The following is a 25,587-nucleotide window of genomic DNA, read 5'->3' as shown; positions in this document are numbered from 1 at the left end:
GGCCCCGGATGGACCGGCTGCCACGCATGAGCACGCGACCCATCGGTGACCACGCCCTGCTGTCCGACTGCCGCTCGGCCGCGCTGGTCACCTTCGACGGCTCGGTGGACTGGCTGTGCCTGCCCCGGTTCGACAGCCCGGCGATCTTCGCCCGGCTCCTCGACGAGAACGCCGGCCACTGGTCCATCCGCCCTGTCACCGGCCCGGTCGACATCAGCCGCCGTTACATCGAGGACACCCTCGTTCTGGAGACGGTCTTCCGCACGCCCGGAGGCACGGCGGTCCTGCGCGATGCCCTCGCCCTGGGACGGCGCGAACGCGGGCACGCGCTCGGCACCGCGTCCCCCGGAACGCTCCTGCGGCAGATCACCTGCACCGAAGGGCAGGTGGCCATCGAGATCGCCTACGCGCCGCGCCCGGAATTCGGACTCATCCATCCACTCCTCTCCGCCGTGCGAGGTGGGCTCACGGCGTACGGGGGCGCCCATGTCCTGCTGCTGTCGAGCCCCATCGACCTGCGGGTGAGCGGCTCCACAGCTCACGGCAGCATCCCGCTCTCGGCGGGGCACCGCCTCGGGTTCGCCCTGCACGTCGGGGCGGCGTGGGAAAGAGAGCCGGTGGGCTGGCGGGCAGGGCGGATCCGGCGCCGCATGTCCGACACCATCAAAGGCTGGCGCTCCTGGTCGAAGCTCCACCGCGGCTACGTCGGCCCCTGGCAGGACGAGGTGAGTCACAGCGGGCGCGTGCTGAGAGCCCTCACCTTCGCTCCCACCGGGGCCATCGTCGCCGCGGCCACCACCTCCCTGCCCGAGACACCGGGCGGGATGCGCAACTGGGACTACCGCTACACCTGGGTCCGCGACGCGAGCTTCACCCTGCAAGCGCTCGCCACGGCCGTCTGCGAGAAGGAGAAGAACCGGTTCTTCGACTTCCTCGCCCGGGCCGCGGCAACCCAACTCGACCGCGGCGCCGACCTGCAGATCATGTACGGCATCGGCGGAGAACGCGATCTGAGCGAACGGCTCCTACCCCACCTGACCGGCTGGCGCAACAGCAGCCCCGTTCGGATCGGCAACGACGCCTGGCGCCAACGCCAACTCGACGTCTACGGCGAACTCCTCGACGCCGCCCACGAATGCCTCCCACCCGGACAGCGCCTGGACCCGCCCACCCGCGCCTTCCTGGTCCAAGCGGCCGACACAGCCGCCCGACGCTGGACCGAGCCCGACCAGGGCATCTGGGAGAGACGCGGACCCAGCAGACACTTCCTGCACTCGAAACTGATGTGCTGGGTCGCCCTGGACCGCGCCATCACCATGGCCCCAGCCCTCCAAGCCCACGAACGCGTACCCCACTGGCGCCACGAGCGAGACCAGATCCGCCAAGCCATCGAAGAACGCGGCTGGAACCCCCGTACGGGCGCCTTCACCCAGGCATTCGGCAGCGACGAACTGGACGCCTCCGCACTCATGCTGCCCATCGTCGGCTTCCTGCCGCCACAGGACCCCCGCGTCCAGTCCACCGTCCTCGCCGTCGCCACACAGCTCACCGACCGCAACGGCCTGATCCGCCGCTACCTCGGCGACGAGATCGACGAAGCGGAAGGAGCCTTCCTGCTCTGCACCTTCTGGTTCGCCCACGCTCTCGCCCTGACCGGGCATGCCGTCCGTGCCCGGCAGGTGTTCCAGGCCGCCCTCGCACACGCCAACGACGTCGGCCTGCTTGCCGAGGAGACGGACCCCGCCACGGGAGAAGCCCTCGGCAACTACCCCCAAGCCTTCAGCCACATCGGACTCATCAACGCCGCCCGCGCCATCCGCGACGCCGAGCAGCAGCCCCCATCGCAAGGAGTCGAGTAAGACCGGTCCCCGACACGGATCAGGGACTGCCGCACATACGCCACTGGGGCGGACCAGCGTGGATGACTCACCCCGCGCACCCGCCTCTCTACAGTGGGCCGCATGCGAGGACACCCAACCCTGGCAACCGTCGCAGCCACGGCGGCACTGCTCGCGTGCGCTTCCTGCTCCGGCACATCACAGCCCGCCCCCGGCTCACACACGTCCTCCACGGCCACCACACGCCCCACCACTGTGCCCGCCGGACCCCTCACCCTCACCCGGGGACAGGGATTCGACCGCACCGGAGCTTTCACCTCGCTCATGACCTGCGACGATCCAAGGGATTACTCACCAGGTCTGAACTTCGCGAACGTGCCGACCGGAACACGGGAACTCGCCCTGACCATGGTCGACCTCAATAACCACAAGATTCACTGGCTCCAGCTCGGAATCCCCCCAAGCACCCACGCAATCAGCGCCCACCACCTTCTCCCAGGCGCCCGTGAGGCACTCAACGACTTCGGCGAGGCCACCTACGACGGACCATGCCCACCCCACGGCAGCACCCACACGTACCAGCTGACGCTGTACGCGCTCCACGAACCGATGCCCACCTCCTTCAACGGCAGCACACCGCCTGCCCGGACCCTGCAAGAGATCAAGCGGCGAGCCTTCGCCTCGGCGATGCTCGTGGTCCCCTACACACGCCACTGACGCAAGATTCAGCGATCAGGCAACCCCATACCGGGCGTCGTGAAGGTGCCTGAAAGATCGCGTAAGTCTGTAATGTGACAGACTGGCCGAGGCTCGGCCCCGGGCCCTGCTCACCCGCGCCCACGTGGCGCTGACGACCGCCGACACGGTTGTGATCCCCCAGGGCACCGACGCCGCGGTCTGGGCCGCCGCCATCGACGTGATCCGCAAGCCCGCGCCGCGCTACGAAGGGCGGTTCCTGCACCGGGACTTCCAGCCCACCAACGTGCTGTTTGACCTGCCGCCCGAGGACCCGGCCGGTGCCGCGGGCGCCCGGATCACCGGCGTCGTCGACTGGGCGGCGGCCTCCTGAGGCCCGGCGGACCTCGACGTGGCGCACTGTGCCACCAATCTCGCGCTGCTGCACGGCCCGGTGTGGGGCCTGCGCTTCACCGAGGCGTACCAGGAGGCCGGCGGGAGGCTGGCCGCGGCCGCGGACGAGCGGCTGTACTGGCAGGTGCGGGAGCCACTGGCGTTCTCGGAGGAAGGGCAGTCGGTGGCTCAGCCGTGGCGGCAGGCAGGACGGACCGAGCTGACGACACGAGCCGTGGAGGAGCGGCTTGATGCCTATGTCACCTCCCTGATGGACGCGCTGGGCTGAGCCCAAGGCGGTCCGGGGCGCGGCCTCGACCTCATCGTTTACCGCTCAACCAAGTGGGGAATCGAGCAGACCCTGGGGAATTAATTTCGGATTTCGGGCATCCCCATCAACACCTGACGTGTTCGCGGGCCGCAGCCGTTCAAGCGGGCAGGCTCAGAGAGTGTCCGGATCGACGCCCTGCGCACGCGCGAGAGCGAACAGAACCCGCTCAATCGTATCCAGACGGTCGGTGATCGACCGCTCCCCTGGTACGTCAGCAACGTTGGCAAGGAAGTCACGGAAGGCAGCGGTGGTGTCCTCGGACACGTGAGTCTCCCGCCGGATCACGAGGTGGAACGGCCGGCACGGCCAGGTCAGGTGGGGTTCAGCGGAGTAATGCCGGTGCGCGCGTACAGTTCGGGTTCCAGCGACAGGACAGTCAGTGGTTCTCCCGCCTTCACCGCCTGCCAGGCGATTGCCGCCGCGTGCGCCACCGGCCAGTCCACGTTTGTCCAGTCCATCGCGTCCACAGCGTGCGCCGCAGTGAATGGCACGTTCTCCGCGAACCGCAGGGACGCGGCATGCTTGCCCGCACCGGCCACTTGGCGTTCCGCCGCCAGGATGGACAGCGACGGGATGATGACGCGGCCGGTGCCGCGCGAGGCCTCGATATAGAGGCCGGTGAAGAACGGATCGGCACGGTACAGGGCGGCCAGAGCAGTATGGTCCAGGACGGCGGTCAGGTTCATGCGGTGGTGCCGCCCTGATGGGCGCGGATCTTCGCCCAGGCGTCCTGGCCGGCCTGCTGCAGATGCTCTGTGTATTCGACTCCGAGCTCCTGGGCGGCCTCCACGGCGCGCTGTTCCCGCTCGGCCAGCGTCAGCTCACGCCCCGCGAGTTCTTCGAGCAGCTCGGTGATGGTGGTTCCGCGTTCCTCGGCGAGCGTGCGGAGCCGATCGCGTACCCGCTCGCTCGTCTTGATGCTGGTCGGCTTGCTCATGGGAGGATTCTACCGCCGGTAGACACCCCGGGAGCCGGTATGGGAACGGCTGGTGTGAGTGAGCACGCTAGTTGGCCCATGTGCGCGGTAGATGGCCCGCAAGGTAGCGCCTGAGCAGGTGTTATAGGAGCTCTGGACGTTCTGCGCGGTGTCCTTGCGGCATGTTGGACGCTGACCTGGGATGCGTGTGGTCCCACCGGCGGCTTGCACCCTCTCGTGATGAGTCGATACCGGCGTACCGTGCCGGCCCAACGGTGGAGGCTTCATCCGGTGGCTCCGGAACACCGTGGCCGCATCGGGGGCCGCTTCCTACCCCTCGTCCTCGGTCCGGCCGCCTTCGAAGACGAACAGTGGCTTGGGGCCGTGGGCAGGTGCTTCGGCGAGCGCGACGGCTTCGGCGAAGCGTGCGAGCGGGAAGGGGCGCCCCTGGGGGATGCTCAGGACCTCGTCGGCGACGAGATCGCGGACCCGGGCCAGCGTGCGCCGCACGATTTCGGGTGAGGCGGTGCCGAACCAGCGGTTCAGCCAGAAGCCACGGACTGTTTTGGTCTCGTAGATGACCGAGCGTGCCTGCAGCGGGATCGTCAGTGCCGCGGGGTCGGTCTGCCGGTGGGTGGAGAGAGCGCCGTAAACCACCAGCTCTCCTCCAGGAGCCAGTGCCTGGGACACCTGGGCGCCGACGGGACCGGCGACACAGTCGACGGCCTTGCGCACGCCGGCCGGTCCCGCCGTCTCGGCCACACGCTGCATGAGGTCCTCGTCCTCGGTGCAGATGACCGCGTCACCGCCGAGCGCTGCGATCTCGGGCGTCGGTCACGAGGTATTCCTGCCAGGTGCCGGCGACGGGGGGCCCGGGTACAGCCGGAATCGCGGCGGCCACCACGCGCTCACCGGCCTTCAGTCCCTCGGTGTCCGGGCCCAGGGATTCGATGTGACCCACACATTCCATGTAGCCCCCGACAGCGGGGAACTCGGGGGAGAACCCGTAACGGCCGCGCAGCACGTGCAGATCACTGGCGTGCACAGGAGTCGCCTTCACCCGAATCAGTGCCTGACCGGCTTTCGACGTCGGCACAGGCCGGGATTCCAGCCGCAGTACATTGGCGGGTTCACCGGCCTCCAGGGCTACGAGCGCGCGCATCGATCGAGGCATGTGTGGCTCTCCGTCTCACAGCGCCCGAGACGGCTCGGCGTGCTGGTGTCGCGCGGCCTCGGCGGGGACGTGATCAGGACCGTTCGCCGCAGCGCACCCCCCTGACTCCGTCACTCCACGCTACGCCCGCCCCCGGGAAGATTCCCGGCGGCTGACCATCCTTCGAGAGTCGTTCCTCCCCGGGGGTGACCAGGACCGAAAATCAGAGGGCCAGGCGGCGGATCGCGACTGCGGCCGCGTCGTCGTTCAGGTGGCCTTGGACGTGGGCCAGCAGGTCGTCGTGGAGAGCGCGCCGGAACTCGTCGGGGTCGTCCTTGATCCACGCGGGCGCCCGTTCGGTGAGCGGGTAGAACAGGTGGGCGCTGTCGCGTGCTTCGATGACGCCGTCCGTGGAGAGGAGGAGAAGGTCGCCGACCTCGAACGGGAATGTCTGGACGTCGTAGGCGGTGATGCCGAAGGTGCCGCCGAGTCCGAATCAGAAGGTGGCTCGCCTCCGGCGTGAGGGGGGGGTGAGGTGAGTGCCGCGCAGGAGCAGCGGCGGTGGGTGGCCGCAGTTGATGAGGTGGGCGACCGGCTGGTGGTCGGGGATGTCGAGCGGGATCGCGGTGGCGAAGTCCTCGTCGGTGTCCTGCTCCATCTGCGAGCGCCACTGGCTGCTGTCCCAGCGGAACGCGGCGTCCAGGTGGACGGCGAGGCGGGGCAGGGTGGCCTGCCGATGGGCGGCCGCGCGGAAGGCGCCGAGCAGCAAGGCGGTGTTGTTGATCGAGGCCAGGCCGCTGCCGCGGACGCGCCGATGAGAAGCCGGGTGCTGTGGTGGTCGGTCCGCGCGGCCGCGTACAGCTCCCCACCCAGATCGGCCTCCTCCTCGGCCGGAATGTGTACAGGCCGACGATCCGCAGCGGGCCGGCGCGGCCGGGCAAGGGCTGCAGCAGCACGCTCTGCGCCGCCTCGGCGACGGACCGCACCCGGTGCGGCTGGCGCTCACGCCGGTCCGCAGCACGCAGATGCCGGCGCAGACGCCGGAGACGACGACCAGAGCGGTGATTTGAGCCTGGACGTTGGCGTGGCGGCATTCTTTCAGGGGGACGCCCGGGAGCGTAGATGGCGCCGCTCCAGCGCCGAGGGCGATGGCTCGGTGGGGAAGGGTCAGGGCAGCAGGACGATCTTGCCGCGACTGCGACGGGCGTCGACGTCGGCCTGAGCCTGCGCAGCTTCGGTGAGCGGGTAGGTGCGCCCGATTGGCAGGGTGAGCTTGCCGGAGGCGGCCAGGCCGGCCAGCTCGGGCAGTGCTTCGGGGGCACGGTCGGAGGGGTCGGCCCCGGTGAAGCGCACCCCGTACTGCGCGGCGTTCATGTCCGCGATGGTGATCACATGTTCCGGTCCCCCGGTCAGTTCGATGGACTCGGGCAGCACGCCGGCGCCGGAGGTGTCGAAGACTTTGTCCACGCCGTGGGGGGCGATTGCGCGGACCCGCTCGACCAGGCCCTGTCCGTAGGGCAGGGCGACGGCTCCCAGCGCGGTGATGCGCTGGAGGTCGTCTGGGCGGGCGGTGCCGATGACGGTGATTCCGCGGGAGACGGCGAGTTGGACGGCGATCACACCGACGCTGCCGCCGGCGCCGTGGATCAACAGGGTCTGGCCTGGCTGGAGGTCCAGGTGCCCCAGTGCGCGGAAGGCGGTCTCGCCGACCGTGGGCAGGGCGGCCGCCAGCTCCCATGACAGGCCCTGTGGCTTGTGCACGGGCGCGTGCATCAGGGCGTACTCGGCGTACGCGCCGGCTGGGGCCTTGCCGAAGACCTCGTCGCCCACCGCGACGCCGGTCACCAAGTCGCCGAGGGCGTCCACGACACCTGCGACGTCCTGGCCAGGGGTGATGGGGAACTCGGCCGGGAAGACGCCGACCAGTTCACCGCGGCGGATCTTGTTGTCCAGCGGATTCACGCCGGCGGCGCGGACCCGAACGCGCACCTCGTGCGGCGCGGGCTGAGGAAGGTCAACTTCAGAGACGGTGAGGACCTCCGGGCCGCCGAAGCGGTCGTAGGTGATGGCAGTAGGCATGGGGATTCTCCTGGGGTATTCGGCGGTGCGGGGCGCGGCCCAGCACAATCGAACAGGTTGTATGACTCCAAGGGTAAACACACAACTTGTATGATTGTCGAGTGACCGACGACATCTCTTCCAGGCCGGACCTGTCCAACCCCCGGGTGCGGCGCACACGCGCCCGGGTACTCGCGGTCGCACGCGACCTGCTGCCAGACGTCGGCCCGATCGGCCTGACGTACTCCTTGCTGGCCGAGCGGGCCGCCGTGACCCGGCAGACCCTCTACCGGCACTGGCCCACCCGGGAAGCCTTGCTCGTGGACCTGATCCTGGAAGGCAAGCCCACCGCCTACCCGCAGGCTGGCGCGGACCCGCGCGCGGTCGCGACGGCATTCCTCAAGAGCCTGCGCGAGGGGATGTCCGACTCGGCCACCGCCACCGCCCTGATGACCTTGGCCGCTCAGGCCGATCGTGACCCCGTGAGCGCACAGGCACTCGCCCGGATCGCCGAGGACCGTCGCGAGGCCCTCAACCAACTCCTGGAACCCTCAGGTCACCAGGTCAGCCCTGAAGAGCAGACCCTCCTCATCGGGCCGGTGATGTTCCGTCGCTTCCTCGATCGCCGCCCCATCACCGACGCCTACCTGGACGCCGTGGTCGCCCACTGGCTCAGCACCACAACTCGGGGTGAACGCGTCACGCCGCGCTCGCAGAAATGAGTAGTTCCGAGAGGCCGCGGCCCCCGCCGGACCGTGTCCGGTTTGCCTCCGATCTTCGTTCTCACAACCTCTCGTAAAACAGCTTTCGCACAATGGCCCCAGCGATAGCTTCTGCGACATACCAGACCTCGCCGAACCGGCCACCGCCGTCGAACAGTTCGGCTGCCCACCTGTTCCGTCCCCGCCGGAAGTACCTGGAGCACCCGCGGCGGCAAGGTCGCCCCGAAGTACACACCCCACGCTTCATGCTCGTACCCCAGCTCCGCGCCGAGCTCGAAGTCCGCACCCCCGCCGACCGCGGCACCGGCCGTGCGTGGGAGATGGGCCCGGCCATCGACGCCGCCGCCCCAGAGTCCGGGACGAAGCCCACGAGGGTGGGTCACGCCCGTTGCGGCACAGCTCAGCAAGAACTCCAGAGCCAGCTCGACGCCCTCCACGAGGCCGGGTGCGACCCGGTCTTCTCAGACCCACGCCGCCGACCACGTGCCCGTTGATCACGGAGGCTCACCGGGAAATTACGAGATCCCTTGAGAGTCAAGCCACGCGGAGGGCCCCGCATGCCACGCTCGTGCGGGGCCCGTGGTGCTTGCGGCTACAGTGCAGTCACCACTGCTGGTCCGCGGCCGACGGGTAGCTCCTCCGGCCCGCCGCTCATACGGCGTTGGCCTCTTGGTAGGTCGCGGGCAGCAGCTGTTTGTAGTCGCCGGGATTGGGTTTGTAGGCGGGCACTGTCGGGGCAGCGAGGACCCGGAATCCCGCCCCTCCGTTGTCCAGGATCGTCTTTCCTGTCTTGCCCGCCGCGACCCAGTCGATCTCGACAGCAATGCTGCAGTCGCAGGTGGTGTCCGCCGCGGTGAGTTCGAACACCTCCGGGTCGTTCGGCGAGATCTTGAACGGGAAGGCCACCGGCGGATGTCCCGGGTCGCCCGGCCCTCCCAGGTCCCTTTGCGCGATGACAGGCGAGTTGGGCTTGTCCAGATCGACCGAGAACGGCCTGACGCTCTGCCCTGCTCCGCACTCGCCGTCCCTGACGACGATGCCGGTGGCAGGAGGCGACTTCCGCTGCCGGACCAGCACGTGCATGCCGGTCAGCAGCACCGCCTCACTGGAGGACGTCTGGTTGGTGATGTCGATGACCCCCGGACCGACCCCCCAGGCCCCTGTCCTCCGGTGGTTCTGGTACTCCGCCAGCGTCTCCGCGTTGCAGTATCGATCTTGGTGGGCGTGAGTTCAAGGTCGCCGACTCGGTCGGGTGATCTCGTGGCTGGCGGGGCATGAAAGCGGGGCCTCCCGCACAGCTCGTGGGTGTCGAATCCCACCGAGCAACAGGAGGTGAGCTGATCCCGGTTTCGTGGAGTCCCTGAAGCCAGGCTTATGATCCTGGCCCGAAGGAGAACCACGAGCAGTGCCAGCACCACGTAAATACCCGGACGAGCTGCGTGAGCGGGCTGTCCGCGAGGTCCGCACCACGGGCCGGCCGATCGCGCACGTCGCCAGGGATCTGGGCGTCCACAAGGAGGCCCTGCGCGGCTGGGTCCGCCAGGCCGAGGCCGACGCCGGCGAACGCGACGACCAGGAGCGGGAAGCAGCTCTACCGCGCGCTGGTGGCGCAGTGGAAAGCGCAGCAGGCTGCGAAACGCCCGAAGACGGCGATGCTCGTGGGCAACGACAGGTTGCGTGAGTACGTGCAAGAGCGGCTTGAGGGGAGCGTCCGCCGACCCGACGGCACGATCGTCACGGGCCCCGAGACGCCCGCGTGGAAGGGCCTGAACAAGCCGCATCGGCAGGACAGGAGATGGGCGACGGCGTGGAGTCCGGAGCAGATTTCCCACCGGCTGAGAAGCGACTTCCCCGATGATGGCGCCGAAGTCCTAGCCCAGACACCAGCCGCAAAGTAGCGGGGTGATCACGCGCTCACCGTTGTGGCGGCCTGTTCATCGTGTTCGCGCAGCATCCGCATGACGGTGGCGGGTGAGGGGTGCTGGCCCTTCTTCGCGCCGGTGGTGATGACGAGCCGTTTGGCGATGTCGCGCAGGCTCATCTCCTGATCGCGCAGGTGGAGTGCCATGGACAGCATGGATTCGTCGGTGACGCCCGCGCCGCCGATGGTCTTGCCGCGCTTGCGGGCGGACTCGTGGCCTTCGAGGGTGCGGTCGCGGATGTACTCGCGTTCCATGCCGGACATGGCCGCGAGCACGGTGAACACGATGCCGGAGGGGTCGTGCGAGCCCTTCAGTTCCCCAGTGAGGAACTCCAAGCCGACGTCGCTCGCCTTCAGTTCTTCGGCGAGCATGGCGAGTTCGATGCCGCGGCCGAGCCGTTTGTGCTCGTGGACGACGAGGGTAACGGCGACGCCGGAGGAGCGGATCTCCCCGGCGAGTTTCACGGCGGCTTCCAGCTCGGGGCGCTTGGTGGCGCGGGTGGAGATCTTCTCCGAGAAGACACGCGTCACCCCGGCCTGGGCGAGGGAGTCGAGCTGTGCGTCGAGGGACTGCCGCGTGGTCGAGGCGCGAGCATAGCCAAGGCGGACATGCCCGACCGGCTCCGCGCCGGCACTCACGGGCCGGGGCAGCTCAGTCCATGCCGACCCCGGCTTGCGTACGGCGGGTGTCGGCACGCTTAGCCCCTTGGCGAGTTGGGGTACGAGTCGGAAGCGGGCGGTGTGGTATTGGACGGCCACTTTGCCCTTGCCGGTCCGGCAGGGGGAGCCCGCGGGGGCGGCGCAGGTGGACATCGGGCAGTCGTGCGATTCCACGCGCTTGAAGTCGTCGCTCACGACCCGGACTGTTTCATGAGTGCGTTTCAGACGTCCAGTCGTTTGCAACAACTCATGAAACATGATCGTCGCAGGTGGACCGCAGGGCGGCCGGGTGTTTCATGAGCGACCACCTATGAAACACGTCCTGTCCCGAGTGCCTGCGTGCTCATCTGACGGAGCGCCGAACCAGTTCGGCAGCTGGCTGAGCAGATCCTGCTGGTCTTCGCCGACCCACGCCACGTGGCCGTCCGGACGCAGCAGTACGGCGGGCACGTCCAGTTCCCCGCTGACGTCGACGACGTGGTCGACCCGGTCCGCCCAGGCCGCTACCGAAAGCTGGCCGGTCTGGTCGAGCAGCAGCCCGCGGCCGCCGTGCATCAGCCCGAAGAGACGTCCTCCCTTCAGCTCCACGTCCCGCAGCCGCCGGCCGAGCAGTTCATGCCTCTCTCCGAAGTCGTAGCGGACCCCGATCGCGGTGACCTTCTCGATCAGGTACCGGTTGACCTCCTCGAAGTCCATCAGTTCCGACAGCAGCCCGCGCACCGCCCGGGGGCCCGGCTCGGGGGAGAGTAGTTCGCTTTGCGCGCGGGTGTTGTCCAGCACGTCGGCGGCCACCGGGTGCCGCTCGGCGTGGTAGCTGTCGAGCAGCCCTTCCGGAGCCCAGCCGCCCACCTCGGCGGCCAGCTTCCAGCCGAGGTTGAACGCGTCCTGGATGCCGAGGTTGAGGCCCTGCCCGCCCAGTGGCGGGTGGATGTGCGCCGCGTCGCCGGCCAGCAGCACCCGGCCGACCCGGTAGTGCTCCGCCAGCCGCGTTGCGTCGCCGAAGCGGGACAGGAACCGCGGTGAGTGCACCCCGAAGTCGGTGCCGGCGACCTCCCGCAGCCGCCCGGTGAACTCCTCGAAAGTCGGCGGGATCGTGCGGTCCTCCGCCACCTCCTTGGCGCGCGCGACGAAGCGGAACACCCCGTCCTCGTGGGGTACGGGACCGAACCGCAGGCCCGCCGTGCCCAACTCGGCCGCCACGGCGTTGAGCGCCTCCTGCGGGAAGGCCACCTCCATCTCGCCCAGCAGCCACTCGGTTTGGGCGGGCTCACCAGGGAAGCCGATGTCGAGCAGCTTGCGTACCGTGCTGCGGCCGCCGTCGCAGCCGACGAGGTAACGGGAGCGCAGCCGGGTGCCGTCAGCCAGCTCGGCGCTCACCCCGTGCTCGTCTTGGCTCAGCCCGACCAGTTCGCAGCCGCGCCGGATCTCGGCGCCGAGCTTGGTGGCGTGGTCGGTCAGCAGGCGCTCGGTGACGGTCTGCGGGATGCCGAGGATGTGGGGATGCGCGGTGTCCAGCCGCTGCGGTGGCGGCTTTCGGATGCCGGCGAACATGCCGCCGATCGGGTACAGCTTGCCGTGTGCGAGAAACCGTCCCAGCAGGCCGCGCTGGTCCATCACCTCGATGCTGCGCACGTGCAGGCCGAGCGCCCGGACCTGCCTGGTCGGCTCCGTGTCCCTCTCCAGCACCAGCACCTGCACACCGTGCAGCCGGAGCTCGCCGGCCAGCATCAAGCCGCTCGGTCCGGCGCCGACCACGATCACGTCGATCATCAAATCCCTCATTCACCACCATGCATTTTCGGGCCGGCGAGGCTCCCCGCCGACCGCTCCCTGGGGGTACGGATTCAGCGGCGCAGGGAGGTCTCCTGCTCCAGGCGTGACAACTTCTCGGGGTTGCGCACGAAGTACAGCCCGGTGATCAGGCCGTCCTCGGTCCGTACCGCCAGGACGCCCTCGACCTGGCCGCCGATTCGCATGATCAGTGCCGGGTGTCCATTGATCTGCGCCGACTGCACCGCTGCGGTGCCTGCGATCCTCCCCAGCCCCGCTGCCAACAGGGCCGCGACCAGATCGGCGCCGACGACGGGCTCCAGCGCGGCCTGGACGACTCCGCCGCCATCGCTCAAGAAAACGACGTCCGGGGCGAGTTGGTCGAGCAGACCCTGCAGGTCGCCGGTTTCGACCGCGCGTCGGAACGCCAGCAGAGCGGCGCGGTTCTCGGCCTGGGAGACAGATGCGCGCGGGCGCCGCGCGGCGACATGGTTGCGGGCCCGGTGTGCGATCTGCCGGACCGTGACCGGCGTCTTGTCGACGGCCTCGGCGATCTCGTCGTAGTCCAGGCCGAACACCTCCCGCAGCACGAACACCGCGCGCTCGGTGGCCGTCAGCGTCTCCATCACCAACAGCATCGCCATCGAGACACCCTCGGCCAGTTCGACATCCTCGGCCACATCGGGCGCGGTCAGCAGTGGTTCGGGCAGCCAGGGGCCGACGTAGGTCTCCTTGCGCCGGCGAAGCGAACGCAGCCGCATCAGCGCCTGACGGGTCGTGACTCTAATCAGATACGCGCGCGGATCGCGCACGACGCCTTGATCGACATCCATCCACCGCATCCAGGTCTCCTGCAGGACGTCCTCGGCGTCAGCCGCCGAGCCGAGCATCTCGTAGGCGACGGTGAACAACAGGTTCCGGTGGGCGACGAAGGTCTCGGTGGCGTGATCAACGCGGTCGCCGTCGGCGGCCGGTTCGGTCCTGTGCGTGGACCCGTCACTGCGCTCCCTCATCACTGGCTCCCACCCGTTCTGGATCTTCCTCTGCCGCACACAAGATGCCGGTCCCCCCGGCTCCGTGACATTCGATTTCGGTGACGTAGGTCACATAACCGTCGGTGTCACGCCGCTCGGGCCACCGGCATCTCCTGTTCGACCTCCGCCAACGACGACGCACACGGAGCACACCATGACCACTCGTTTGAGCCTGTTCGGCAACCCCGACGCGCCAGCGGCCAAGGCCGCCGCTCACTTCGGCACCGCGAGCAAGACGATCCTCCAGGACTCGACTCTTCCCGCCGCGCTCCAGAAGCTGGTGCTGCTGCGGGCCAGCCAGATCAACGGCGACGGCTACGCCACCGACGTGTGGGCCAAGAACGCCGCAGCCGCCGGCGAGAGCGCCACCCGCATCCACCTGGTCGCCGCCTGGCGCGAGTCCACGGTCTTCACCGACGCCGAACGCGCGGCGCTGGCGCTGACCGAGCAGGGCACCCGCATCGCCGACGCGGCCGGCGGCGTCGACGACGAGGTCTGGACCGACGCCGCCAAGCACTACGACCGGGACCAGCTGGCCGACCTGGTGATGCTCATCGCCCTGATCAACGCGACCAACCGCATGAGCGTCATCGTCCGCCAGCGCGGCGGCGACTACGAGCCCGGCCGCCTCGGCTAGCCGACGGCCGGTGTCCGCGATCCGCACTACGCCGCGCGAAGGATCCGCGCGGTACCCAGACCCACGAGGCAAGGACAAACACCATGGGACCCCGATTCGATCTGCTGGCCAACGACCTCGGTGCCAAGATCGCCAAGCGGATCTACAACGTCGCCCTCGCGATCCTCGACTCGCCGCTGCCCCAGACCACCCAGAACCTGGTGATGCTGCGCGCCAGCCAGATCAACGGCTGCGGCTTCTGCGTCGACTACCACACCAAGGACGCCACGGCCGCCGGCGAGACCGCGGACCGCCTCCACCTGGTCGCCGCCTGGCACGAGTCCACGGTGTTCACCGACGCCGAACGCGCGGCGCTGGCGCTCACCGAGGAGGGCACCCGGATCGCCGACGCCCACAAGGCGGTGTCGGACGAGACCTGGAACCGGGTGCGCGAGCACTACGACGACGACCAGATCGCCGCGCTGGTCTCACTGATCGCCATGATCAACGCCAACAACCGGCTCAACGTGATCGTGCGCAACCCCGGAGGCTCCTACCAGCCCGGCCAGTTCGCCGGCATGGCCAACTGACCAGCACACCGACCACCGCCCGGCCCGGGGATACCCACCCGGGCCGACACCAACGACCGCATCGAAGGAGGAGTCATGAACATCTCACTCTGGATCGCCGCCGGCCTGCTCGCCCTGATCGCGCTCACCGGCGGCCTCACGAAGTCCTTCATCCCGAAAGCGAAGCTCGCCACCATCCACGGCGCCGAATGGACCACGGGATTCGGTGCAGGCGCCATCAGAGCCCTGGTAGCCCTCGAACTCCTCGCCGCGGTCGGCCTGATCCTGCCCAGGGCGCTCGACATAGCACCGGTCATGGTCCCGGTGACCGCCGCTTGCTGGAGCGCCCTGGTGCTCGGCGCGATGGTCACTCACGGCCGCCTCGGCCAGTACAAGCTCGTGACGGTCAACGTCATCTACCTCGCGGTCGCAGTCTTCATCGCGGTGGGACGCTTCTAGATGATCGATTCCAAGGGCTGTTGGGCTTGCTTCCAGTGGACGACGATGACTGGCTCGGTGCGTTGCGGTGGGGTCAGACACCTACCGCATGGAGCTGTCGTCGCGGCTACGTGAGCCGTTCGTGGGGGACGCGTCGGCGAGGAAGCCATCGACGATCGCGTTGAACACCTTGGCAGCCGTCATCGGCATCCCGTGTCCGGTATGGGGAACGACGACGAGGTACGCACGTGGGATGGCGTCGACCAGGAGTTGCGCGTCCGGCAGGCACTCCTTGTCGCGCGCGCCGCACAGGATGAGCGTCGGGGCGGCGATACGAGGAAGGAGATCGGCGATGTCGGCCTTCTCCGCTGTGTTGACCATGGCCAGGAGGGTCGGGCGATCGTGGAGATCGGAGACGGCTTTCATGTACCACCAGCCGGGTCGGGAGCGATAGAAGCGGATGGCACGTCGACCGCGCTCGGCTGGGCGGATCGAGGCGCCTTGCAGGATCAGGCGGCTGACACTCGCGGGGTGGTCGGCGGCGACCTGCGCGGCGACAAGGGCTCCCAATGACATGCCGCACAGGTGGACCGGCTGGTACTTGCCGATCAGGTCGGCGACCGCGTCGGCGCACGCACGGAGGGAGAACGGTCCCGGGGACCTGCCGAAGCCGGGCAGGTCCGGGGCGATGACGTGATACTGCTCGGACAGGCCGGACAACTGCTTCTTCCCCATGCGGGACGCCGCGCCACCGCCGTGGAGGAGGATCAGAGCCGGGTTCGAGGGATCGCCGACTGTCTGCGCGTACAGAGTCCCTGCCATGGGTTCAGTCTGCCAGTGCGGCGAGCGTGCATGTTTGATGACAGGTTGTGAACTCTGACATCCAGAGGATCGATCCCAAAGGTTGGCTGCGCGCATGTGACGAGGGAGTCCACAGTCGGGCGGTGACACCAGACATGGACTTTCTTGCGACCGCACTCTACGTCAGGACCGACCTGCTGCAGGGTTCGCCGCAGCTCGCCCCGTGGCGGCCGGTGGTCGGCCTCACACCGCAGCTCAGCGATGTCGAATTGGTGACGCTGTCGATGATGCAGGCCATGCTCGGCTACACCTCCGAGGTCCGGTGGCTCCGGCATGCCCGAAACCACCTGCGGCATCTGTTCCCGTACCTGCCGAAGCAGCCCGGCTACCTTGCCGACGACCCCGCCTTCGGCCGTGCCCACCACCTGACCTCCGGTTCTCGACACCCCGCCATAGGGAGGAACATGATCAGCGTTCTCGTCACCGGTGCCACTGGCGCCCAGGGCGGAACCACGGCTCGCGGCCTGCTCGCCGCTGGGCAGCGTGTCCGCGCTCTCGTCCGTAACCCCGCCGCCCCCGCCGCGCAGGCGCTCGCCGCCGCCGGCGTCGAGCTGGTCCGCGGCGACATGGGCGACCCCATCTCGCTCCACGCGGCCACCCGCGGCGTCGACGGCGTCTTCAGCGTCCAGCCCACCCTCGGCTACCCCGGCACCCCGCCAGGCTTCACCATCGACGACGAGCTCCGCTACGGCCGCAACGTCGCCGACGCCGCCGCCGCGGCCGGCGTCCGCAGCTTCGTGTGCGCCTCCGTCGGCGCGGCCGACGCCTCGCACGGCATCACGCGCTGGCAGACCAAGCACACAGCGGTTCATGATCCCTCGAGTCGGTTTGTCCCTCCCCTCACAGCGTGGCGACCGTGACTGCAGGGGAAGTTGGGAGGCATGACGGGAAGGGTCGGAAGTTCGACCGGAGTTCCGGGAGGGGGCGGTCCGTATCGTGGCGGAGTGGCGGTGGCGCGTTTCCTGACCGGAACTGGGCAGGGAGGCCGTCCAGGCGGTCAGGACCGGCCGCGGCGGCCACGGCAGGGGCCGTCTCGGCCAGCCAGGCGCGGAAACCGCTCGGCGGCTTCCCGGTAGGGGACTTGCGCCAGGACACGGTGCTCACCGGAGGGACAGAAGTCGACGGCGACAGTGAGCAGGCAGGAACGGGGCTCGTTCTGACTGCCCGTCCAGGACACGCGCAGGACACCGCAGGGCTTGCGTCCGCGGGGGGCGCGGTGGGTCGAGCGCAGTGATCGGCAGGCTATGTGGGCGGTCCATGCGGCGAGGTGCGGCAGGGGCAGGGTGGTGCGTGCGCGGCAGCCGGGGCAGCGGTGCCAGTGGCGGAGCTAGGAGCTGTCCGGGCGATCATATGACTGCCGCTTGATCTGCTCGTTTGTTGGAAGCATGGGGCGGGTTGAACGCGGTGATCTGTCGGATGCGGAGTGGGAACGGCTGAGGCCGTTCCTGCCGGTGAGCAATGGTCAGTGCGGACGGTGGCGTGATCACCGGCAGGTGATCGACGGGATCCTGCACCGGGTATGGGCCGGCGTTCAATGGCGTGATCTGCCGGAGCGGTTCGGACCGTGGAAGACGGTATACGAGCGCCACCGGCTGTGGTCGGCGGACGGTACCTGGAAACGTCTTCTGCAGCAGGTTCAGGCCGCGTCCGACGCGGCGGGCCAGATCGACTGGGACGTGGCGGTCGACTCCACCATCGTGCGCGCGCATCAGCACGCGGCCGGCGCCCGGACCGACCCGCCGCCCGCGGCGGTCGCTTCAAAGGGGGATGCGGCGCCAGAACACCAGAACGAGATGCCGGGGCAGAGCCTGTTCGACCGCCTGGTGGAGGTGGCGCGGGAGGCGAGGGCCTGGGCCGCTCGCGTGGCGGCTTCACCAGCAAGATCCACCTGAGTGCCGACGGGCGCTGCCGCCCGCTGTCCCTACTCATCACCGCAGGCCAGCGCGCAGACTGCACCCAGTTCGTGCCGGTGCTGGAGAAGATCCGCGTTCCACGCCTCCGCCCGGGCAGGCCTCGTAAGAAGCCCGACAGCGTTGCAGCGGACAGGGCATACAGCAACGGCCCCTGCCGCGAATATCTGCGGTGTCGGGGCATCCGGCACACGATTCCGGAGAAGAGCGACAGCCAGGCTGCTCGCCTGCGCAAGGGCTCACGAGGCGGACGGCCACCGGGTTTCGACGAGGAGCGGTACAAGAAGCGCAACACCGTCGACGGGCCATCAACAGGCTCAAGAACTCCCGGGCCGTTGCGACGCGGTATGACAAGCGCGGCTACGTCTACCTGGGCACGGTGACCGCAGCGTCGCTGGCTGTCTGGCTGCGGTCATGACCGCTCGACAGCCTGAAGCTACTGGTCGGCGGGCCCGTGAAGCCACGCGCGGTACCAGGAGCGAAGCGCTTGACCCTCACGTGGCGTCATACCGCACTGTCGGTGGCATGGAGGAACACCTGACCGTGGGACGTGTGGCCGAGCTGGCTGGCGTGAGTGTCCGCACGCTGCATCACTACGACGAGGTCGGCCTCGTACGACCGTCCGCGCGGACCGCGGCCGGATACCGGGCCTACTCGGCGGGCGATGTAGAGCGGCTGCGGGAGGTGCTCGGCTACAGGCGGCTGGGCTTCGGATTGCGCGAGATCGCAGATCTGGTGGACGACCCGGCCACCGACGCGGTCGCGCACCTGCGCCGCCTGCGCGGCCTGCTGCAGGAACAGCGCGACCGCGCTGCCGCCATGGTGACGGCCATCGACAAGGAACTGGAGGCACGAGCAATGGGGATCAGGACGGCGCCGGAGGACCAACTGAAAGTGTTTGGCGCGCAGTTGTACGAATCCATCGGGTCCGCTTACCCTGCGACGCGGCGCACCGAGCCGCGGATCGCCGCGAGGATCTGGGAGGCGCTCGGGGACGCCCGGACGGTACTGAACGTCGGGGCCGGCACCGGCTCCTACGAGCCCCCGGACCGCGAGGTCACGGCGGTGGAACCGTCGGCGGTGATGCGGGCGCAGCGTCCCGCGGATGCGGCGCCGTGCGTGGCCGCCAGTGCGGAGCGCCTGCCGTTCGCTGACCAGTCCTTCGACGCCGCGATGGCGGTCAGCACCGTTCATCACTGGCCGGACCCGGTCGCCGGTCTGCGCGAGATGCGGCGGGTGGCCCGCCGCGTGGTGGTGTTCACGTACGACGCCAGTTCGACGGGCTGGCTTCAGCGGTTCTGGCTCACCCGCGACTACCTGCCTGAGTTCGCTGACCTTCTCGTCGACTGGCCTTCACTGGCCGACATGACCCGCGCGATCGGGGGCCGCGCGGAGCCTGTGCTCATCCCGTGGGACTGCGCTGACGGCTTCTTCGAGGCCTACTGGCGCCAGCCCGAGGCGTACCTGGACGAACGTGTGCGCCGCGCGGTATCGGTGTGGACCAGAGTCGGCCCGCAGGCCGAGCAGCGGGCGGTGGACAGCCTCCGCGACGACCTTTCCTCAGGCCGGTGGGCCGAACGCAACCGGGACCTCCTCGCCCTCGACGCGGCAGAGCTGGGCCTGCGCCTGCTCGTGGCCTGAACCATCGTGCGTGAGAGCGCCGCAAAGGAGCCGACCCGCCGGAACCAAGACATTGCCGCAGCGACGCTTGGCCTCGAAGACGCGCTCGACCTGGAGGTCCTCGCCGTACAGGTCGAGCATGGACCAGTCGGTCCAGCCCATCAGCCGCATCAGGGGACCCTCGGAGCGCGCTACCACGGCCACCACGGCCGCGCTGGTCACCTGGCTCCGCACGTGATCGACCGGACAGCTCCTAGCCGACGCGGTCTACAAGGACCAGGTCGTGCGGCTGACGAGCGGCGCCCGCGAACGGAACCACTGGGGCGAGTGGGACGTGGGGCCTTGTCTGTGCCCTGTTTCTCCCGAAGCTGCCGCGAAGTGACAAGTAGCTCTCTGTAGCGGATCAGGGGTGGGCTTGATCCGCGCGCCTGGCAATGCGCCGTGCGGCCCTGAGGCACGACGAGAACCCGCCCGGGCGACAGGACCGGGCGGAGACGGTCACGCGCGGCCGGACTCCGAGCCGTGTCCGGCCGCGCGGTGTCTCCTCGTATCACCGCGTCCCGCCACTGCCCGTCGAGGAACCCCACGGCGCGCATCACGCCTTCGCGGGTGAACCCGGCCTTCTCCAGGGATAGTTGCTCGGCGAACTTGCCAGTCTCGGTGTCCGCTTCGAACCGTACGACGGGAGAGTGCGCGAACAGGGAGTCGACGAGGAGGCGCTGCGCGGCGGTGCCGATGCCCCGGCCGCGCGCCTCGGGCCGCAGTTGCGCGCCGACGTTCCAGTACAGGGTGCGCCCCGCGCTGGTCCGGCGCCAGGCGACGATCCCGAGCGCGCCGCCGCTGAACATGCCAGCACCTCAGAAGATCTGAATAGATGTGATGTTCGGCGGCTGGTTGGGGTAGGTCACGATGTTCCAGCGACTGATCCTGATGGTAGCGCCGTTGGCGTCGTTCATCTGGATGTCGTTGTTCCCAGTGGAGATCTTGTCCACCCAGGCGCCAGCTCCGAGTCCCATGGTCCCCGCGTTGGCGGCGCAGTATTCGAAGGGCCCGGAAGGGCCGATAATGAGCGGACGACTATAATGGCCCCATATGTGCAACAAGTCGCCAGTAGTGCAAGGCGTCTGATTCATGGCGGGCGCGGCATTCGCCGGAGTTGCAACGCTGAGGCCTACGGCCAGTAACGCTACAGCGAACAGGCTCCGGGCGGTCTTCCTGACGGTGGGCACGATGTGATATCTCCTTGAGGGTGGGCGTCACGCTGCGTGAGCCAGGGTTGCTTCCGACCGGTGAGGCAACTGCCCGGTCGGGCTTGGCAGTCGGCCCTTTTGCGTTTCAATCCTGGCGCAGCGCTGTGCCGGCCAGGAACGGCGCGCGGGGTTTGTTGCCTGCCCGTTACACGGACCCCTGTGCCCGCGCGTTCTAGAGCCCTGAGTGATGGGGTCGTACGTCACCGTCCTGATTCCCGTGGCGCTCCTCCTCGTGACGGTGTTCTGGGTCTACCAAGACGCCGCGCTCCGCGCCAGGAGGCGTCACGCACCGGGACGGCAACGGTATGGGCCGGGACCTGGCCCGGCTTGCGGCTGGAGCGGCGACAACGAAGACCGTGCCCGGCGCCTGCTGCGGGATATCGATGAAGACCACCCGGGACTGTTCGTCGTCGGACCAGCCGGCGGCCACGCCGCGCGGCGCCGGGGTGACGCGCTCGCGGATCACCTTGCGCACCTGATCGAGGTCGACCACCGACCCGGTCCACGGAAGCAATCCGGTCGAGCACCTCCTCGCCGTGCTCCAGTCGCGTGGTGATCCCGAGAACGAGGAGCCCACCGCCTCCGTTGGCGAACGCAGTGACGTCCTTGGCGAGTTCTATCACCTTGGCCGGGTCGCGCAGTTCGTACGGGGCGCCCTTGGCATCCAGCCACTGGCCCTCCCACAACCCCAGCAGCGCGGTGGGCGTCTGGGCGCGCAGCACCGACCGGGCGCCCTCGAGGTCTATCTGCGACATTCCCGAAGTATCCCGTCCGGCGCATCCCGGCGTGGACCCTTTCTCCCGGCCCCAATCTGGGCTTGCTCTCCAGTTCCGGTCTCCGCTGCAGAGGGTCTCGGCGGGCCGGGGTCTACGGCCGACGTGCGCGCTTCAGCCACCGCCGCAGGGCCGACCGTCGGCGACTGAGGGAAGCCCTGTTCCGGGCTTCGCACAGGCCCGGGACCGGGCCCCTGCCAGGACCCGGGACGTCAGGAGCCGACCCAAGGCCGACCGGCCCCGACGAGAGTGGGGCGCAGCAACCCGCCGGGCACCGCAGTGCGGCGACCCGCCACCTCCTACCGGCGCCGCACGGCGGCCCCCTCCCCAACGTGGGGCCGGCCGTCGGCCGGCAATGGCGCGCCCCCTGCCGGGGGCTACGGATGGGTGGTGTAGGCCGGGCCCCTGACGGGAGCCGGGCGAGTGCAGCCCGACCACGCAGCCAAAGTGCCCCGGCCGCCGGCCGAAGCTCGGCCGTGGGCGCAATGAAGCGCCCCGGGGCCTCGAGCCGCACTGTCCGCTCACCACACGGGCCCCGCGTCCGGCCGGGTCAGTCCTCGCCCAGCTGCGTGATCGTCATGACCGGCTCAGCGTTGTCGCCCGGCCCGATGCAGGCAGCGAGCTGGAGGCGGCGGGACGCGGCTGCTTTCACCGCTCGGTACCACGTCGAACGGCGGCCCGTCTGGAGTCCTCAGGGGCGGGCGTGGAAGAGCGGCTGGGCCGGGCCTCCTGCGGCGTACGCCGCCAAGCGGTCGAGGATCTGCGCCCAGGTGTGGCTGGTGTGTCCGAGGTCGGTCTCCTGGTAGCCCTCCCCGAAGCCGTAGTGACGGAAGAGCACTCCGGTCCCGGAGTCCGAGCGGGTCGCGGGGCCCAGTTCCCACTCCCATGTCGAGCGTGTCCAGCCCGGCCAGCCCCTGGTCACCCGCATCCTGACGAGCTTGTCGGGTTCGGTCGTCACATCGACCTCGAGGTCAACGGGGGCCTCAGGAAAGCCGAAGCGCGCGCGTTCGCCGGTGACGTCGCAGTCATCGGTCCAGAAGGCACGCTGACCGCCGGTGGTGGACAGGATTTCGAAGATGCGCGAGGCGTCGGCGTCTATGTCGACGGCCAGGGTGATCGGAGCGTTCATGGCGCCCTTCCTCATAGGAGACGTTGTTTTGGCAGTTGATAAATCGAGCGTGTACAGCGCGCACCCGATGCGCGCGTGGCGCGGTGCGCGTGCGCGCCGGCCGGTGCGGGGTGCCCCCCACCGGCCTCCAGCTGGCGGAGAACGTCGGCGACGTCCTCCTGGTCCTCGGTGCGGGCGATGCCCTCCGCCTCGTCCGGCCCGACCTGCGCCAAGGTCCGCCAGGTGGACATGCTCCTCGCGTCAGCGGGGCTGTTTGCCGGCGATTTCGAGGTAGTCGGTGAAGTCGACGGGGCCCTCTGCGAGGTAGGGGCGGTAGGCGGACTCGAATCGGCGCACGGCCTCGGACTCGCCGTGGGCCCGGTGGGCGGCCTCGTTCTCGAAGATGAACAGGTGGACGAACTTCGTCGGGTCGTCGACCTGCTGCCAGGCGGTGTACATCCGCGTGCCGGGTTCGTTCTTGGTCAGGTACTCGACGAACTCGGCGATCGCCGCCTTGACGGGTTCGACGCCTTCCGGGCGGATCGTGTAGTGAGCGGTCTGGTAGACGGGCATGGCTACTTCTTCTCCTTGCGGTTGGTGGTGATGGCGAAGAGGGTTGCCAGCACGAGGCCGAGGACGGCGGTGCCGGTCACGAGGTCGAGCGCGTTGCGGTAGCCGGTGAGCGCGCCGGCAGGGGAGACCGTCCCGATCACAGCGGCGGCGACGGAGACGATGACGGCCCCTCCGAGCTGCAGCGAGCTCTGCAGGATGGCGGCACCGACACCCTGTTCGTGTTCGCAGACTGTGCGTGGCCTGAAGGTTGAGCGCCGGGAAGCAGATCCCGATGCCGACGCCGATGAGGATCATGGCCGGCAGCAGCGTTGTCGTGTAGTGCGGGGTGCTCGCCAGGTGCCGCACGGTGAGATAGCCGATGGTCATGACCGCGAAACCGGCCGCGATCATCTGCTGGGTGCCGATCCGCCGCAGGAGTGCGGCCGCACGGCCGGCGCTGAAGGCGATGCCCAGGCCGAGCGGCAGATACGCCAGCGCCGTGCGCAGCGGTGACCACAGGTGGGTCGTCTGCAGGTACAGCGTGAGCGTGAACTGGTAGGCGACGTACGCGCCGAAGAGCATGAAGGCGCCTGTCGTCGCTTGCACGAGCGGGGCGGTGCGTCAAAGACCCGGCCGGACCAGGGGCTGCGGGTGGCGGCGTTCGATCACGACGAACGCCGAGGCCGCCACCAGGGCCAGCGCGAAACCGGTGAGCGTCGTGCCGGAGAGCCAGCCGCGGGACGGTGCTTGCACGATCGACCACACCACCGCGAGCATCGCCGCCGTCAGCGTGATCGCCCCGCCGACGTCCAGCCGCCGCGCTGCCGCTGCCGCAGGGACGTCCCTGGGCACGGCGCGCCGCCCGATCACGAGCAGGACGGCCGCGACGGGCGCGGCGATGGTGAACGCCCACCGCCAGCTCGCCTCGGTGAGCAGGCCGCCGATGATCAGCCCGGAGGAGAATCCGGTGGCACCGACCGCGGCGTAGATCGCCATGGCGCGGTTGCGGGCGGGCCCTGCCGGAAACGACGTGGTGATGATCGACAGGCCAGCGGGGGCCGTGAACGCGGCCGCGGCGCCCTTGGCGAAGCGGGCCGCGATCAGGACTGCTGCCGTGCTGGTCAGTCCGCTCAGCAGGGAGACGGCCCCGAAGACGGCGAGTCCCACGAGCAGCACCCGGCGACGTCCCAGCAGGTCGGCGGCCCGGCCGCCGAGCAGGAGCAGCCCGCCGTAGCCGAGCACGTAGGCCGACCCGATCCACTGCAGCTGGGAGGCGTTCAAGGCGAGGTCGCGCTGGATGGACGGCAGCGTCACACCGGCGAGTGAGACGTCCAGGCCGTCCAGGGCTGCACCTCACCCCCGGGGCGCTCGACGAGGTGCAGGCATGGATCACCGAACAGGCGGCGTTCTGGACGCCGCGACTGGACGCCCTGACCAGTCGTCTCGAACGAAAGCGCAACGACACATGAGCGTGACCCCGCAGATCACGATCACACGACGGCTGCCCGCCACACCGGATCAGGTCTACGCCGAATGGCTCGACCCCGAGGCGCTGCGCGAGTGGATGTGCCCCCACCCGGCCCGCCCCACCCATGTCGCCGTCGATCCCGTCGAGGGCGGCACATTCCGCTTCGACATCCAAGACGGCACCGCCACGATGGTCGTGACCGGCCGCTACCTCGTCCTCGAACCCGGCAGGCTGCTGAAGTTCACCTGGAGCTGCGACGCCTGGGCCGACCCCGCCGTGGAATCGGTCGTCACCGTCTCACTCGCTGCGAACGGAGACGACTGCGACATGACCCTCACCCACGAACGACTGCCTGCCGAACAGGTCACCAACCACCGCAACGGCTGGATGGCGATCGCGGAGCAACTCGACGCGAAGTTCACCCAGCGGAGCCAGGAACGGCGGTGAAAGAACTCACCGCAGCACGATGCGTTCAAGCACGGACCCGAACGAGACCTATCTCGCGGGTGCAGGTGTAGGTGACGTCGGCTTCCCCGCCGAAGAGCTCCGTAACCGCGTCGGCGCACCCGTGGGCGCGGCCGCCACGCTTCTCGGCCGGACCGCGCTAAGCACGCCCATGGCAGCACCGGTGATGAGGCGCACCACCTGCCCTATAGGCCCTGCGGGTCGCTCGCCGAAGGAGGTCTCGGCCGCGCGCGAGAGTCACTGGGGCGGGTCGGTATGTGCTTGCAGGTGCTGCCAGCAGCGCTGGACGTGCTGTTCTGCCTCTCGAACAACGCAGAGCGCAACGTCGTCCGCCGGCGAAGACGTCGGGAGCGGCGCCGTGTCGGTGCCGGGCGCGGGTCGGCGGCGCAACGGGCGCGCCGAGCCGGCGGCGCGTTCTCGACCGTGGCGCAGGACTGCTGCCCGGGCGATGAGAGTCATGGCGATGACGGCTGCGGCTGTCAGCGT

General features: G+C 69.2%; 26 protein-coding genes and 7 pseudogenes. 14 read left to right on the top strand and 19 right to left on the bottom strand.

Annotated elements, in window-relative coordinates; all coding sequences use genetic code 11:
* Positions 1–26 precede the first annotated feature (26 nt).
* From ACZ60X_RS41440 to ACZ60X_RS41430, 3 genes and pseudogenes are all read left to right on the top strand, one after another.
* Positions 27–1,859 (top strand): glycoside hydrolase family 15 protein, encoded by a 1,833-nt coding sequence (locus ACZ60X_RS41440; RefSeq protein ID WP_469610578.1) that lies wholly within the window; start codon positions 27–29, stop codon positions 1,857–1,859.
* 102 nt (positions 1,860–1,961) lie between these two features.
* Complete coding sequence (locus ACZ60X_RS41435; RefSeq protein WP_469610576.1) at positions 1,962–2,555, top strand: YbhB/YbcL family Raf kinase inhibitor-like protein; 594 nt, start codon at positions 1,962–1,964, stop codon at positions 2,553–2,555.
* A 115-nt stretch (positions 2,556–2,670) separates the two neighbouring features.
* Positions 2,671–3,195: pseudogene (locus ACZ60X_RS41430) on the top strand (phosphotransferase); the annotation flags it as partial.
* A gap of 153 nt (positions 3,196–3,348) precedes the next feature.
* Here the strand turns inward: ACZ60X_RS41430 and ACZ60X_RS41425 are convergent.
* The 7 genes and pseudogenes from ACZ60X_RS41425 to ACZ60X_RS41395 all read right to left on the bottom strand — a co-directional run bounded on the left by ACZ60X_RS41425 (position 3,349) and on the right by ACZ60X_RS41395 (position 7,385).
* Positions 3,349–3,501, bottom strand: coding sequence for a hypothetical protein (locus ACZ60X_RS41425; protein ID WP_469610574.1), 153 nt, complete (start codon positions 3,499–3,501; stop codon positions 3,349–3,351).
* A 47-nt stretch (positions 3,502–3,548) separates the two neighbouring features.
* On the bottom strand, positions 3,549–3,923 hold the full coding sequence (locus ACZ60X_RS41420; RefSeq protein WP_469610572.1) for a PIN domain-containing protein: 375 nt from the start codon (positions 3,921–3,923) through the stop codon (positions 3,549–3,551).
* On the bottom strand, positions 3,920–4,174 hold the full coding sequence (locus ACZ60X_RS41415; RefSeq protein ID WP_469610570.1) for a hypothetical protein: 255 nt from the start codon (positions 4,172–4,174) through the stop codon (positions 3,920–3,922). The genes ACZ60X_RS41420 and ACZ60X_RS41415 overlap by 4 nt, the downstream gene beginning before the upstream one ends.
* A gap of 309 nt (positions 4,175–4,483) precedes the next feature.
* The gene (locus ACZ60X_RS41410; RefSeq protein WP_469610568.1) at positions 4,484–4,924 is read right to left on the bottom strand and encodes a zinc-binding dehydrogenase; all 441 of its coding nucleotides are present in this window, start codon (positions 4,922–4,924) and stop codon (positions 4,484–4,486) included.
* A 31-nt stretch (positions 4,925–4,955) separates the two neighbouring features.
* A complete protein-coding gene (locus tag ACZ60X_RS41405) occupies positions 4,956–5,315 on the bottom strand; it encodes an alcohol dehydrogenase catalytic domain-containing protein (protein WP_469610567.1) in 360 nt (119 codons plus the stop codon).
* Positions 5,316–5,529: 214 nt separating this feature from the next.
* Positions 5,530–6,075: pseudogene (locus ACZ60X_RS41400) on the bottom strand (PP2C family protein-serine/threonine phosphatase).
* A 398-nt stretch (positions 6,076–6,473) separates the two neighbouring features.
* Entirely contained in the window at positions 6,474–7,385 is a 912-nt protein-coding gene (locus ACZ60X_RS41395) for an NADP-dependent oxidoreductase (RefSeq protein ID WP_469610566.1), read from the bottom strand.
* A 101-nt stretch (positions 7,386–7,486) separates the two neighbouring features.
* On the opposite strand from ACZ60X_RS41395, the gene ACZ60X_RS41390 reads away from it, so the two are divergent.
* Complete coding sequence (locus ACZ60X_RS41390) at positions 7,487–8,086, top strand: TetR/AcrR family transcriptional regulator (RefSeq protein WP_469610564.1); 600 nt, start codon at positions 7,487–7,489, stop codon at positions 8,084–8,086.
* A gap of 651 nt (positions 8,087–8,737) precedes the next feature.
* Here ACZ60X_RS41390 and ACZ60X_RS41385 read toward each other — a convergent pair.
* On the bottom strand, positions 8,738–9,184 hold the full coding sequence (locus ACZ60X_RS41385) for a hypothetical protein (protein WP_469610562.1): 447 nt from the start codon (positions 9,182–9,184) through the stop codon (positions 8,738–8,740).
* Between the two features lie 307 nt (positions 9,185–9,491).
* Here ACZ60X_RS41385 and ACZ60X_RS41380 point away from each other — a divergent pair.
* A pseudogene (locus ACZ60X_RS41380) lies at positions 9,492–9,653 on the top strand (transposase); the annotation flags it as partial.
* Positions 9,649–9,945, top strand: a pseudogene (locus ACZ60X_RS41375) (IS30 family transposase); the annotation flags it as partial. The pseudogenes ACZ60X_RS41380 and ACZ60X_RS41375, both read left to right, overlap by 5 nt.
* A 47-nt stretch (positions 9,946–9,992) precedes the next feature.
* On the opposite strand, the gene ACZ60X_RS41370 reads toward ACZ60X_RS41375, so the two are convergent.
* The 3 genes from ACZ60X_RS41370 to ACZ60X_RS41360 all read right to left on the bottom strand — a co-directional run bounded on the left by ACZ60X_RS41370 (position 9,993) and on the right by ACZ60X_RS41360 (position 13,450).
* Complete coding sequence (locus tag ACZ60X_RS41370; protein WP_469610561.1) at positions 9,993–10,862, bottom strand: recombinase family protein; 870 nt, start codon at positions 10,860–10,862, stop codon at positions 9,993–9,995.
* Positions 10,863–10,961: 99 nt separating this feature from the next.
* On the bottom strand, positions 10,962–12,437 hold the full coding sequence (gene rox, locus ACZ60X_RS41365) for a rifampin monooxygenase (RefSeq protein WP_469610558.1): 1,476 nt from the start codon (positions 12,435–12,437) through the stop codon (positions 10,962–10,964).
* A gap of 74 nt (positions 12,438–12,511) precedes the next feature.
* Positions 12,512–13,450: an RNA polymerase sigma-70 factor gene (locus ACZ60X_RS41360; protein WP_469610557.1), complete on the bottom strand. Its 939-nt coding sequence runs from the start codon at positions 13,448–13,450 to the stop codon at positions 12,512–12,514.
* A 175-nt stretch (positions 13,451–13,625) separates the two neighbouring features.
* Here ACZ60X_RS41360 and ACZ60X_RS41355 point away from each other — a divergent pair, with 175 nt between their 5' ends.
* The 3 genes from ACZ60X_RS41355 (at position 13,626) to ACZ60X_RS41345 (ending at position 15,115) form a co-directional block, all read left to right on the top strand.
* On the top strand, positions 13,626–14,108 hold the full coding sequence (locus tag ACZ60X_RS41355; RefSeq protein WP_469610555.1) for a carboxymuconolactone decarboxylase family protein: 483 nt from the start codon (positions 13,626–13,628) through the stop codon (positions 14,106–14,108).
* 83 nt (positions 14,109–14,191) lie between these two features.
* Positions 14,192–14,677: a carboxymuconolactone decarboxylase family protein gene (locus ACZ60X_RS41350; protein WP_469610553.1), complete on the top strand. Its 486-nt coding sequence runs from the start codon at positions 14,192–14,194 to the stop codon at positions 14,675–14,677.
* A gap of 75 nt (positions 14,678–14,752) precedes the next feature.
* Positions 14,753–15,115 carry a DoxX family protein gene (locus tag ACZ60X_RS41345; RefSeq protein WP_469610552.1) on the top strand — a complete coding sequence of 121 codons (363 nt, stop codon included), beginning with the start codon at positions 14,753–14,755 and terminating at the stop codon, positions 15,113–15,115.
* Positions 15,116–15,196: 81 nt separating this feature from the next.
* On the opposite strand, the gene ACZ60X_RS41340 is transcribed toward ACZ60X_RS41345, so the two are convergent.
* The gene (locus tag ACZ60X_RS41340; protein WP_469610550.1) at positions 15,197–15,916 is read right to left on the bottom strand and encodes an alpha/beta fold hydrolase; all 720 of its coding nucleotides are present in this window, start codon (positions 15,914–15,916) and stop codon (positions 15,197–15,199) included.
* A gap of 134 nt (positions 15,917–16,050) precedes the next feature.
* Here ACZ60X_RS41340 and ACZ60X_RS41335 point away from each other — a divergent pair.
* The 4 genes and pseudogenes from ACZ60X_RS41335 to ACZ60X_RS41320 all read left to right on the top strand — a co-directional run.
* Positions 16,051–16,284, top strand: a pseudogene (locus ACZ60X_RS41335) (IS982 family transposase); the annotation flags it as partial.
* Between the two features lie 75 nt (positions 16,285–16,359).
* Positions 16,360–16,815, top strand: a complete 456-nt coding sequence (locus ACZ60X_RS41330; protein WP_469610619.1) for an NmrA family NAD(P)-binding protein — start codon at positions 16,360–16,362, stop codon at positions 16,813–16,815.
* A 525-nt stretch (positions 16,816–17,340) separates the two neighbouring features.
* Positions 17,341–18,283 (top strand): annotated as a pseudogene (locus tag ACZ60X_RS41325) (IS5 family transposase).
* A 107-nt stretch (positions 18,284–18,390) separates the two neighbouring features.
* Complete coding sequence (locus ACZ60X_RS41320) at positions 18,391–19,506, top strand: MerR family transcriptional regulator (RefSeq protein WP_469610548.1); 1,116 nt, start codon at positions 18,391–18,393, stop codon at positions 19,504–19,506.
* Between the two features lie 836 nt (positions 19,507–20,342).
* Here ACZ60X_RS41320 and ACZ60X_RS41315 read toward each other — a convergent pair.
* The 7 genes and pseudogenes from ACZ60X_RS41315 to ACZ60X_RS41285 all read right to left on the bottom strand — a co-directional run.
* Positions 20,343–20,714, bottom strand: a complete 372-nt coding sequence (locus tag ACZ60X_RS41315) for a beta/gamma crystallin domain-containing protein (RefSeq protein ID WP_469610546.1) — start codon at positions 20,712–20,714, stop codon at positions 20,343–20,345.
* 193 nt (positions 20,715–20,907) lie between these two features.
* The gene (locus ACZ60X_RS41310) at positions 20,908–21,228 is read right to left on the bottom strand and encodes a hypothetical protein (RefSeq protein WP_469610544.1); all 321 of its coding nucleotides are present in this window, start codon (positions 21,226–21,228) and stop codon (positions 20,908–20,910) included.
* A gap of 971 nt (positions 21,229–22,199) precedes the next feature.
* Entirely contained in the window at positions 22,200–22,637 is a 438-nt protein-coding gene (locus tag ACZ60X_RS41305; RefSeq protein ID WP_469610543.1) for an SRPBCC family protein, read from the bottom strand.
* An 11-nt stretch (positions 22,638–22,648) separates the two neighbouring features.
* Positions 22,649–22,867 carry a hypothetical protein gene (locus tag ACZ60X_RS41300; RefSeq protein ID WP_469610541.1) on the bottom strand — a complete coding sequence of 73 codons (219 nt, stop codon included), beginning with the start codon at positions 22,865–22,867 and terminating at the stop codon, positions 22,649–22,651.
* Between the two features lie 10 nt (positions 22,868–22,877).
* Positions 22,878–23,189, bottom strand: a complete 312-nt coding sequence (locus ACZ60X_RS41295) for a putative quinol monooxygenase (RefSeq protein WP_469610618.1) — start codon at positions 23,187–23,189, stop codon at positions 22,878–22,880.
* Between the two features lie 2 nt (positions 23,190–23,191).
* Positions 23,192–23,329 (bottom strand): hypothetical protein, encoded by a 138-nt coding sequence (locus ACZ60X_RS41290; protein ID WP_469610623.1) that lies wholly within the window; start codon positions 23,327–23,329, stop codon positions 23,192–23,194.
* 142 nt (positions 23,330–23,471) lie between these two features.
* Positions 23,472–24,482, bottom strand: a pseudogene (locus tag ACZ60X_RS41285) (MFS transporter); the annotation flags it as partial.
* A 151-nt stretch (positions 24,483–24,633) separates the two neighbouring features.
* Between ACZ60X_RS41285 and ACZ60X_RS41280 the strand changes: the two are divergent.
* Complete coding sequence (locus ACZ60X_RS41280; RefSeq protein WP_469610539.1) at positions 24,634–25,083, top strand: SRPBCC family protein; 450 nt, start codon at positions 24,634–24,636, stop codon at positions 25,081–25,083.
* The last annotated feature ends 504 nt before the right edge of the window (positions 25,084–25,587 follow it).

It is taken from the genome of Streptomyces sp. NPDC104106, assembly GCF_055584345.1.
The sequence above is the reverse complement of the archived record's forward strand: the minus strand, read 5'-3'. Positions and strand labels throughout refer to the sequence as shown.